General features: G+C 34.2%; 8 protein-coding genes. 6 read left to right on the top strand and 2 right to left on the bottom strand.

The annotated features are described in order from the left end of the window. The first annotated feature begins 3 nt into the window (after nucleotides 1-3). The 5 genes from DIT68_RS09640 to DIT68_RS09620 all read left to right on the top strand — a co-directional run bounded on the left by DIT68_RS09640 (nucleotide 4) and on the right by DIT68_RS09620 (nucleotide 7305). Nucleotides 4-456, top strand: a complete 453-nt coding sequence (locus DIT68_RS09640; protein WP_146194178.1) for a hypothetical protein — start codon at nucleotides 4-6, stop codon at nucleotides 454-456. Between the two features lie 636 nt (nucleotides 457-1092). Continuing rightward, entirely contained in the window at nucleotides 1093-4689 is a 3597-nt protein-coding gene (locus DIT68_RS09635; RefSeq protein ID WP_109359585.1) for a S8 family serine peptidase, read from the top strand. A 12-nt stretch (nucleotides 4690-4701) separates the two neighbouring features. Beyond that, the gene (locus tag DIT68_RS09630) at nucleotides 4702-5454 is read left to right on the top strand and encodes a hypothetical protein (RefSeq protein WP_146194177.1); all 753 of its coding nucleotides are present in this window, start codon (nucleotides 4702-4704) and stop codon (nucleotides 5452-5454) included. Between the two features lie 22 nt (nucleotides 5455-5476). Further along, nucleotides 5477-6337 carry a hypothetical protein gene (locus tag DIT68_RS09625; RefSeq protein WP_146194176.1) on the top strand — a complete coding sequence of 287 codons (861 nt, stop codon included), beginning with the start codon at nucleotides 5477-5479 and terminating at the stop codon, nucleotides 6335-6337. Then, complete coding sequence (locus DIT68_RS09620) at nucleotides 6334-7305, top strand: TolB-like translocation protein (protein WP_109359582.1); 972 nt, start codon at nucleotides 6334-6336, stop codon at nucleotides 7303-7305. The genes DIT68_RS09625 and DIT68_RS09620 overlap by 4 nt, the downstream gene beginning before the upstream one ends. 201 nt (nucleotides 7306-7506) lie before the next feature. Here the strand turns inward: DIT68_RS09620 and tsaB are convergent, their stop codons facing one another. Then, on the bottom strand, nucleotides 7507-8184 hold the full coding sequence (tsaB, locus tag DIT68_RS09615; RefSeq protein WP_109359581.1) for a tRNA (adenosine(37)-N6)-threonylcarbamoyltransferase complex dimerization subunit type 1 TsaB: 678 nt from the start codon (nucleotides 8182-8184) through the stop codon (nucleotides 7507-7509). 125 nt (nucleotides 8185-8309) lie between these two features. Here tsaB and metK point away from each other — a divergent pair, with 125 nt between their 5' ends. Next, a complete protein-coding gene (gene metK, locus DIT68_RS09610; protein ID WP_109359580.1) occupies nucleotides 8310-9566 on the top strand; it encodes a methionine adenosyltransferase in 1257 nt (418 codons plus the stop codon). Between the two features lie 189 nt (nucleotides 9567-9755). On the opposite strand, the gene DIT68_RS09605 is transcribed toward metK, so the two are convergent. Beyond that, nucleotides 9756-11786: a S9 family peptidase gene (locus DIT68_RS09605; protein WP_109359579.1), complete on the bottom strand. Its 2031-nt coding sequence runs from the start codon at nucleotides 11784-11786 to the stop codon at nucleotides 9756-9758. Between the last annotated feature and the right edge of the window lie 380 nt (nucleotides 11787-12166).

The following is a 12166-nucleotide window of genomic DNA, read 5'->3' as shown; positions in this document are numbered from 1 at the left end:
ATTTTGGGCTTCCTCTTTAAAAAAGAATACCGTTTAGGACTTTTTCTTGTGCTCGTATTTGGGATTTTCCTTTTTTACGCAGATCAAACCTCTGAGCAAATAGTCACCTATTTCACCAATACGATGTTTCGTTATGAAAAACCAGCCTTTTTGAAATTGGTCTATCTTGTTTTATTAGTGGTAACCATAGCAATGTTAGCGACCCTAAATAAAAGCGAAAAATCAACAATAGAAGAAAAGAAAGATGCTTTTAATTCATTTGTAATTTCCAGTGTTTCGTCCTTCTTTTCAGGCTGGGCTGTGCATTTATATTTTGTAGTAAAAACTGTAGAAAACAGAGCGAGTTTCATGCAACTCGAAGATCAATTCTGGATTTATCATTGCGCCGATTTAACCTTGGTGATTGGTTTTGCATTTGCAGGATTTATGAAATTGAGACCGGCGATACATAGGTAATTATGAACGGCGAAGCCCTCAACGAAGTTAATTACGAATTGGGGAGTAAGGGAGAGGATTTTTAAAGCAGTTGGTGGGTAATATTTTTAACCTTAATGAATTGCTTTTGGTGACACTCCTAAAAACTAAGTGTTTCGTTATCATTGGAACAATTTAACTCCGAAACTTCAGATAAGAATATCTTAAAGTTCAAATATCTGTATTAATGCAGCGGTTGATGATTAAGTGCAATTAAACTGACAAGCTCTTTAAAAGCACATTCGATTAAGCCAAACAATTGTCAATTTTGCACTCCATTACATCAAATAATTTATTAACAATTTTTAACAATTCTAAGTTATCTTTTAATATCTTTGGGTTTTGGAGTGTTATTATTGATTTAATAATTGAGGAATATAACGAATATTTAACTCTTTTTTAGGTTTTACCAAAAATGTGTTTTAGCTTTATAGAGAATTAAATACTACATATTATGAAAAATCTTAGCAATTTTGGTTCAAATTCTTTGAACTCAATACACACTGTTTCGCATTTATCAGAAACAACTCTTAGTACTGTATTTGACTGGACACACACACACACACACACAGCTTTAAGGAGCGAATTAAAAGGGTTTTACCATTAATCTTCTTACTTATGTTTACTCCATTTCTAGTTTTCGGACAAGATCAAGTTTACTTTTCTGAAACTTGGAATCAAGATGGAGGAGAATCTGCTTTGTTTTATAAAAACTCCAGTACAACAGATGATGCAGGGAATGTTTATATGGCTGGTTCTGCAATCAACATAAATAACAATCACGATATAATCATTCAGAAATTTGACCCAGATGGAGGTCTTCTTTGGGAAGAAATATTTGACGGAGCAGCAAATATGGATGATTTTGCAGCGGATATTTTTGTAGATGACAATTATGATGTTTTCATTACTGGGTCTTCTGTAAAACTAGCCGCAAATGATCAAGATTTGGTTGTTTTAAAATACAATAGCTCGGGAGTTTTTCAATGGTATTCTTATTATGATAATGGCGGAAGTCCAACTCCAAAAGATTTTGGAACTTCAATTACAGGTGACAACAATGGAAGTGTTTATGTGACTGGTGGAAGTTTTGAAGCTACAAGTAACTCAGATTTTATAACGATCAGCATTGCTTCAAATAATGGAGCTCAGTTGTGGGAAACAAGATATGATTTTGCAGCATTGCAAGATGTAGCAGCGAAAATTAAGTATGATGGAAATAACTTGTTTGTGTCTGGTGGAAGTCAAATTAATTTCAATAGATGGGAATTAGCCACCTTAACCTACAATCCTTTAAATGGAGATCAACTCTATGAAAGAAGAAGCCAAGGAAATGCAACCCAAGGAATAGATGAAGTATATGATTTAACGGTGGATAATCTCGGAAATGTTTACATTGCTGGAGCGGTTAGAAATTTAAATTCAGGCTACGACATGAGTGTTTACAAATTAGATCCACAACTAAACATAATTTGGGAAAATCACCATGATGGTTATGGAGCCGATGATAGAGGAAAGGGGGTTAAAGTTGACGATTTAGGTAATGTTTATGTTGCTGGATTTGTTTCCAACCCAAATGAAGGAAAAAACTATTCTCTTTTAAAATATAACTCTTCAGGAGTTTTGCAATGGGCTAGAGAATTTAATGGACAAGCTAATCTTGATGACGAAGCTGTTCAATTAGTAATCGCTAGTAATCAAGACATTTTTGTTACTGGAACAGCTAGAAATAACGCTAATGCAGATTTTCAAACTTTAGGTTATAAACCGAATGGTGAGTTGTTTACCCAAGCCATATTTGAAGGAGTAAATGGACTTGATGATATGCCAACTGGAATTGCAATTGATTTGGCAGAGAATATTGTTGTAGTTGGAAAAATGAGGGAAGCAAATGGGAATTATAAGGATGTTACTGTTAAGTATAGTTTGATAGAAAGAAGCGGAATAGCTATTACACCATCTAACGGTATAGGGAAGTATTTAAATAACAATGTTATTGTTAAATTTGATAAATCACAATTAAATATATTAAATATTGATAGGAAAGCTTTTACTGCTGGTCGATTGGATGAATTTGTTGACATTAATTTAATTGGTCAAATGAGTAAATTAACTGGTTTTAATTGGAATAGACTTACAACATATAAGATTCATCGTAACGCTACTTCTGCCGATTCGTTGTCCTATACTCGTTTAGGTGATACCATTAGACTACCAGAATTTTGGACCTCATTAATAGTTGAGATTCCTGAGGGATATGATGAGCTTTATATAGCTGATACATTAAAATCAATTTTTGGTATTCATAATGCTCAATTAGAATATATTTATCATACCAATAGTGTCCCTAATGATGATTTTTATGGCAATTACCAATTAGGACTTTATCCAAATTCAATTTATCCAAATGCTGATATTAATGTTGAAGGAGCGTGGGAAATACTTGATAATAATGCTACAGATATAGGTTCTAGTGATGTTAAAGTTGGAATACACGATCATTTAATTGATTATTCCCATTTTGAGTTTGGACCTACTGGAACTTTGCAAGATTCTAAAATTAGGGGAGGCAAGAATTATAAATTGAATACCAACAATATTGTTAATGCAAATACACTAACAATTAGTCATGGAACTCAAGTCGCTGGTATTATTGGAGCAAACAGAAACAACGACGCTGGCATAGCAGGTATCGCAGGAGGGGATTTTGCTGCCGACCCACTGAATAGAGTTGGAGTGCAATTGTACTCACTTGGGATCTTTTATTTAAATTGGAATACTCCAAGCTCTATGGTTGCTGAAGCAATGATAGAGGCTTCTTTAAACACTAATACAGGTTACGGATTTGGATTGGATATATCTAATCATAGTTACGGAAAATTTGAGACTGGTGATAAAACTGTTAGGGATGCTCTAAAAATAAGTTGGAAGAATAACACTATTAATATTGCCGCAAGGGGTAATAATGGTGCTGATGCTAATCATCAAAATATAATTGAGTTCCCGGCGTGTTATTATGATCCTATGGTAATTAATGTAATGGCTAGTGGCAATGATGGTGAAATAAAAGATTTATCCAATGGTTCGGGAAATTGGGCATCATCTTATGGAGTCAATGGGAGTATTCCATCTCCTAGTTGTAAGGTGGATATAATGGCGCCAGGTACAAATTCACTTGTTTCTACTACTTCCAACAGTTTAGATGCTAGTACACAATCAACTTGTAATGTGCCAAATTCTCAAAATAACAGTAATTACTCATGCTTTGATAGAACCTCCGCCTCTACGGCCATGGTTACGGGGGTAGCGGCGCTAATGTACAGTGCTCATAGACCTGAAACTCATTGGAGGTATAAAAATAAATTAACTGTTGAAGACATCGAAAATATAATGCAAAAAACCGCTTCGAACCAAAATACTTACTCGATTAATAACGGTTATGGATTACTTGATGCGAGAGAAGCTGTCAATCAAATCACAAGTCCTTATACAGTAAGACACCGAAATTTCTATAGTTGGGAGGCAAACTCAACGAATATGGGTGTTTTAAATAACTTTAATGTGTCAAAATTTGGAGAGTATGGAATTCCTGAGGGGACTCAATTTAGTTCTGCAAACAAATTTAAGATGGAATGGGATGTAAGCTACACCCCATCTAACGGAAATGAGATTATAGATTGGTGGGAATCGGAATCACTGCAAAAAGGTGGTGCGAGTAATTATAATATTGCAACCTCTAATGTGTATAATTATGAAATTAATGGTGATTATTTTTGGGAGAACTATACTGTTGATATACCGAATAATACTGTTTCTGGAACAGTAACTACATTCTATTATTTTATGAGTCCAGGCGCTCCGTATGCAGATTTTTGGTTTCCCTGTCCTCCAAATGAGATAAAGTATTCATACTCATTACATTTATTAAACCCAACACTTAGTACTTCAAATCAGGAATTTAATAGTAATATTACAATTTATCCTAACCCTGCAGAGTCTTCTATAACAGTTACAAATATTCAAGATTTTGGTCAAAAACGAACAATTCAAATATTCGACGCCATGGGAAGAGAAATGAGGTTAATCAATTTTGATAATAATACTGATAGCGCTAAACAACTAAATATTGACATTAACAGCATGAGCAAAGGAATTTATTTCCTAAGACTAGATGATGGATCAAAACATATTATTAAAAAATTCATTAAAGAATAAAAGATGAAAATAATGATTTTTTTAATAGTACAAATACCTTTCTTTCTTCACTCACAAGAAAAAGGAACTCTAAAATTTGATCTTGATGTTGGTTTTCGAAATTATCAAATGGATGAACTCAATCAACGAATAAATGACACTTCGTATATTGAATCATTTTTGTATGAAGAACTAATTGACGTGTCTATAAATAAAGGGATTGGATTTGGTCTTTTTGCAACTTATCAGCCTTTTAAATTATTTAACTTAGGATTATACGGAAGTTTTCAGAGTGGTTTAGCTGAGCGAGATTTAAGAGTTATTTTGTATCAATTTGACCCATTCACATCAAATGATACCCTTATCGGAAAACGAACCAATGAAGTCTATTCCATGATTTTTGGAATTACCTCCGAATTTTTAATTCATAACTTAGACTTTTGGAAGCATTCAACTTTTCTTTCAAGAATAGAAAGTACAGTGAAATTGAACGGAGGTTATTCGAAAGCCAAGATGTTTTGGAGCGATCAGTTTTTAGTAAATAATAATACCATTAAAAGAATTTATAAATCCAATGGCTTTCACCTTGCTGCGAGTCTAAAATTAGGTTTTACTATTTTGAAAAATCCTATTTTTTCAAATATCGGTTTTAGCATGGGTTATCAATATCTCCAAACATCGAATTTACAGTCTGTTGAAGGAGCGTTTTTTCCAGAAGAATCGAATAAAACAAACCTTGATTTTTCGGGAATAACTGCAGGGTTATACCTTACTGTGGGGAAATAAACTAAATATAAACTTGAATTCTATGGCTTCAATTTTAAATAAAAATATGTTATTGCTATTCATAAATATTCTTCCCCGTTTTAATATGATGGAGCTGAATGCACTATTTGAGGATGTGATACGAAAAATAGTTTTTCTTATACTTTTAGTCATGCCTTCACTGCTTTTTTCACAACAGAAGGAGACTATAAAAATTGAGATAAACACAGGTTATCAGCAGTTTGAAATGACAGCTTTCAATGAAAGAATAAATAATCCTGATAACTTTGGATTTCTATCGGATAAAGCTCTGAATGATATTTCGATTTCATCTGGATTCAAGCATGGCTTAATAATTTCTTATCAAACGTCACCTTATTTTTCTTTAGGTTTTTATGGAAGCTTTCAAAATGGAAATGTAATTAGAGAAATTAATTATTCTTCAGAACTACCTTTTGAGCCATTTTTTGATACCGTTATTGGAGAGCGCCGATATGAAATAAATTCAATAAATGTTGGGGTTTCATCTAGCTTCTTATTGCACAATTTAAACTTTTGGCAAAAGTATCCTTCTCTTGCGAGAATAGAAAGTGCAATAACTTTTCAAATAGGGTATGGCTTCGCCAATATGGGGTGGTATGATGTCCATAAATATACTGTTGATGAAGTTTTGATGCGCAAGTTCAAATCAAATGGGCTAGATTTGGGGGCTTGTTTAAGATTAGGATATATATTATTGAACGATAACCTTTTTTCAAGTATTGGCTTTTGCTTTGGTTATCAGTATTTCATCACAACTGATTTGAAATCTGAAGGTGGCAAGCTATTCATTGATGAATCTAATAAAACACCACTTAATTTTTCTGGATTTAATGCTGGAGTTTACTTGACAATAGGAAAATGAAAAACTATTTTATAATTATTTTGCTGTTTATACTTGGAGTTTTTCCGACCTCATGCAGAAAAGATAAAATGCAGTTGTTACCCATATTGAATAATGAGGCCGACACCTGTTCATGTGTTGCTGTTCCTCCAATAGAAGGTTATGGTGCTGGTTATAATTATGTGCAAGATTCAAACTATTTGAACTTCCCAATATTTAACCCAAACAATGAGAATGAAATTATTTACGGTAAAAATCTGCCTAACGGCAGTATGTCGCTCATAAAATATAACCTTGTTACAAAAACAAAAACGCTTATTTTTGAAGGACAAATTTTTGGTTATCCTTCATGGGGTAAATCAAATTGGATTGTTTTTGTAAACGGTTATAATGGTTTGTATAGAATTAGACCTGATGGCTCACAACTATCTATGATTGTGTCAGGTGGTTTGCAATTCCATCCTAAATTTAATAAAGATGGAAATCGATTTGTTACGTATCATGGTTTTTTGCAAAACTCAATTTATTCTGGAAAAATATGGAATTTAGACGGTGAATTATTAGACTCTATAAGCTATTATGGTTCTAAAAATCTAGATTGGAACATGCAAAATAATATCTCTACACAAATAGGTGATTCACTTTTTATAATTAACCCTGAAAATAAGGAAAGACTTGTGGGTTATAGTGCTTTGTTTGACGGAACAAATTTCATGAATGAATTTGTTTGGATTAACCAAAATGAAGCATTGATAAGATTGTCTAATGAAAATTACAAATTTAATATATGGACAGGTGCTTTTAAAAAATTATTTTGCAGTTGTAGCTCCAGAACTTATGTGCAAGGAAATATCAACGGAGATGCAACTAAGGTCATCTATAATAAATTATCATACAAAAAAATTGATTATATGACTTTATTGGTAACTTCGAAAGCTGTTGTTTACGATATAGAAAATGATGAGATGGTAGAGTATGTAATTGAGTGATTTAAGCAAAGGTGTTTTTTCCAGTTTGTGATTGGTTTATAAATAATTACGAATGGCGAAGCCCTCAACGTAGTTAATTTTTGGAATTGTGCTTTAATTAATAATCGTATCCTACAAAACAAAAATCCGTGTAAATCCGCGTTCGAAGATCCGCGTCATCCGCGTTCCATTGAGTCAACTAACCATCCCAAGAATTATCACTTAAAAAGCCTTTTTCTTCGAAGGAGTAACCACAAAATCCTTCAAATACTTCGGTTCAAAATATGCCACATCTTCAAATTCTTCATTTTTGAATTTCTCAAAAGCAATTTCTACTTGTCCAGCAGCACTAGAAACAATTGTTTCATCAATAATTAAATCACGATTCATCCAGATTTCTTTTGTTTTGGAAGCTCCATCTCCGACGATAACTAGTGGCAAGAATTCTTCGTATGTTTCCTCTTCTAGAATGTCAGCTGAAAGACTTTTGATCACTTTAAAATCTGCATCAAAAATCGTAGAAAAAACCTCCATTCTTCTGGCATCAATCATCGCACAAATTGTTGAATTAGGATGTTGTTTTTGTGCCAAATATGCAATGCTTTCTAAAGTGTTTACAGCTATCATTGGAATGCTCAAAGCATAACATAAGCCTTTCGCAGTTGAAACACCAATTCGTAAACCTGTATATGAACCAGGGCCGCTAGTAACAACAATAGCAGCTAGTTCACTCAGTTTCCATTCGTTCTTCTTGCAAATCTGATCAATAAAAACAGTGAGTCTCTCGGAGTGGATATACGCATCTGAACTCTCCTCTAAAAGATCGATTAATTGTCCATTTTCAGAAAGCGCAACAGAGCATACTTTTGTGGAAGTTTCAATGTGAAGAAATTTTGCCATATTATTTAATTCGTTTTGCAAGAATAAGGTTTTTATACTTAATTGGATTTAAATCTGTCAAATTTAGGTCGCATTTGGTGAAGTATTGCTATTTTTGGGAGTTCTAATTTAGAAAATATTCAAACATGTCATATTTATTTACATCCGAGTCAGTTTCGGAAGGACACCCAGATAAAGTAGCGGATCAAATTTCCGACGATTTAATAGACCACTTTTTAGCATTTGATAAAGATTCTAAGGTTGCTTGTGAAACTCTTGTAACCACAGGATTAGTAGTTTTAGCAGGAGAGGTAAATTCTAGCATTTATTTAGATGTTCAGAAAATTGCTAGAGATACAATTGAAAGAATTGGATACACAAAAAGTGAGTATCAGTTTGATGCTAAATCTTGTGGTGTAATTTCTGCAATTCATGAGCAATCAGAAGATATTAACCGTGGTGTTGATCGCGGAACTCCAGAAGAACAAGGAGCTGGTGACCAAGGAATGATGTTTGGTTATGCGACTAATGAAACAGAAGATTATATGCCTTTGGCACTTGATTTATCTCACCGCTTGTTGATGGAATTGGCTGAATTGAGAAGAGAAGAAAAAGAAATCACTTATTTACGTCCAGATGCGAAAGCTCAGGTGACAATCGAATACAGTGACGACAATAAGCCACAAAGAATTGACGCAATTGTACTTTCTACGCAGCACGATGAATTTGATGCAGACGAGAAAGTAATGTTGGAAAAAATTAAGAAAGACATCAAAGAAATCTTGATTCCGCGTTTGATTAAAAAAATGAATGATCCAGCAATTGAGAAATTGTTTACAGATGACATCACCTACCATATCAATCCAACAGGGAAATTTGTGATTGGAGGCCCTCACGGAGATTCAGGATTAACAGGAAGAAAAATCATCGTTGATACATACGGAGGAAAAGGTGCACACGGTGGTGGAGCATTCTCAGGAAAAGACCCTTCAAAAGTAGATAGATCTGGAGCTTATGCAACACGTCACATCGCAAAAAACCTTGTAGCTGCCGGATTATGTGATGAGGTATTGGTACAAGTTTCTTATGCAATTGGAGTTGCTGAACCAATGGGACTTTACGTAAACACTTACGGAACTTCAAAAGTAGATATGACAGATGGTGATATCGCTCGTGAGATTTCAAAAATGTTTGACATGCGCCCAGCGGCAATTGAAAAACGTTTAAAATTAAGAAACCCAATTTATGGTCCAGCTGCGGCTTATGGACACATGGGAAGAAAACCAGAAACGAAAACTGTAACTTTCGAAAACGGTGGAAGAAAAGAAACTTTAGAAGTTGAATTCTTTACCTGGGAGAAATTAGATTTCGTTAATCAAATTAAATCTGAATTCGGTTTGTAGGAAACGGTTTTATATGATATTAAAAAAGGTCGACAATGTCGACCTTTTTTTGTTTTTGATAATTATAATATCACGATTTTTGAAAAACATGTAGAGCCACACGACCGTGTGGCTCTGCATGTTTTTCAATACCGTGTGGCTCTACATGTTTTTCAATACCGTGTGGCTCTGCTTATTTTTAAACAATCCCTAATTCTTCAAGGTTTCATCCAACCAACCGAAAAATTCTTTTTGCCAAATCATCGCATTTTGGGGTTGTAAAATCCAGTGGTTTTCTTCTGGGAAATATACCATCTTTGATTTTATTCCTTTTAATTGTGCCGCTTGGAAAGCCTCAAAACTTTGTCCTTCTGGAACACGGAAATCTTTTCCTCCTTGGATGATAAGAATAGGAGTGTCCCAATTATTTACCAATTTGTGTGGGCTAAATTCAGTGTAAGATTTTTCATTCTTTTTATCCCAGTAAGGACCTCCAATATCCCAATTGGCAAAGAATAATTCTTCTGTTGTGCCGTACCAAGAAGTCATGTTGAATAATCCAGCATGGGCAATTAAAGATTTAAATCTTCCTTCATGGACTCCTGCTAAATAGAATACAGAATAACCACCATAAGATGCTCCAACAGCTCCAATTCTATTTTTGTCAACGTATTTTTCTTTGCTCACATCATCTATTGCAGCTAAGTAATCACGGATAGATTGACCACCCCAATCTTTAGAAATAGCATCGTTCCATTTTTGACCAAAACCAGGCAATCCTCTTCTGTTTGGTGCCACAACTACATAACCATCAGAAGCCATGAGTCTGAAGTTCCAACGGAAAGAGAAAAATTGACTCACTGCAGATTGTGGTCCACCTTGACAATAGAGTAGCGTTGGGTATTCTTTGTTTTCATCAAAGTTGGGTGGTAAAATTACCCAAGTCAACATTTTCTTGTCGTCTGTAGTGGTTACCCATCTTTTTTGAATTGTTGGTGCACTGAACTGTTTCAGGGCTTCATCATTGGCATGCGTTAATTGAGTAGCGGCTCCCGTTTTAATGTCCACTTCGAACATTTCATTGGGATGCAACATCGATTGGCGCATAGCAATTATCTTTTTGTTGGCCAATGATAAACTCCCGTAATTGTGGTCGCCAGTAGTGACTTGTCTGTGTTTCTTTGTTTTAACATCCAATTCAAATATTTGGTAAGTGGCCTCGATAACTGCCAGGAAATAAATTTTGTCTCCTTTCTCATTCCAAATAAAGTCACTCACTGTTAAGTCTATGCTTGCCGTTAAATTTCGATCTTCTTGCAATTCAATATTTCTTACAATAATGTCGTTTTTGTCAGACTCAAATCCATCGTTGGCCATGCTTAACCAAGCTAAGTTTTGAGTTTTTTCATGTACTTTTGGGCTGGAGTCGTAACCATTGTATGCTTCGGTCCAATTGCTTGTTTCATTTTTTTCAATGTCGTAAACATATAATTCTGAATCTGTGCTTGTAGCGTAATCCTTTCCTACTTTCTTTTTTGAAGCGTAAACAACATGCTTTTCATTGATGAAAGTCACATTTTCTAATCCGCTAAATGGTTTCATCACTCCATCGTACGGTGTGTTGGCCAATAAATTAATGCCTTCAGGATTTGCTTTTCCATTCTCAATTGTGTACAAAAACAATTGATCGCTGAATTCATCTTGCCATGTATCCCAGTGTTTGTAAAGTAAATCATCATAGACTTGAACATTCGCTTCCGGATATTCTGGATAATTATCCAAAGTAGTTTTTCGTGTTTTTACGCGTTCAAGGGTAATAATGTATTTGCCTTTTGGACTAATTTTAAAATCGATCAAATCCTTTGACGATTTAGTCAGTAGTGTTTTTATTTCAGGTGAATCCAATGAAGAACTTACAATCTTCGTGTTTTCTCCGTCTGTAATTTTTCCTGCAATTCCATCTTCTGTCCAATGTAGACCTTTAATTTTAGCATTCTCACCAGTTATTTTCTCATGTGATTTTTTCTTTAAATTATAGATGTGGTATTCACTCTTACCCGAGTTTTTATCCATTTCATAGACAGAGGATTTGAAGAGAACATTTGATTTATCGGGAGAAACATTTCCTCCACTCAATCTTTTGAGCTCCCATAATTTTTCTGGGGTGAAATTCTGTTGTTGCCCAAATACGAATGGAGCAACCAGCAACAATAGTCCGCTTGTAATTTTCTGTAAATTCATTTGTTGTTCTTTTAAAAAAAGTGAAAATAGAAATAATTTGTCATGATGAGAAGCTATTTTGGAACAAATGACATAAAGCGAAAGGATTTTTTAAATTTATTCTTAAAAATGATTGAATGGGAAAACCAAAAGTTTAAATGGATCCTTATGTATTAATTTTATCGTTTTTCTTTTCGGAGCTGCTTTGTTGTCTCCTGAAGAAAAATGCTTTCTCAAATTTCCTAAAGTAGACTGTCGTCCAGGATCTCCATCAGATAAGCGCATAACAACATGATTGAATAGATAGATTATCTGGTAAGGTAACTTTATTTAAAAGAACTCTCCAAATCCATACTGTTTGTGAAAGTTGTTTTTTTCGACCAAGTATTTGGCAGAGGGGG

It is taken from the genome of Brumimicrobium oceani, from assembly GCF_003143775.1.
Classification (GTDB): domain Bacteria; phylum Bacteroidota; class Bacteroidia; order Flavobacteriales_D; family Crocinitomicaceae; genus Brumimicrobium; species Brumimicrobium oceani.
Note: the sequence above shows the minus strand (reverse complement) of the source record. Positions and strands in the feature narration are given on the sequence as shown.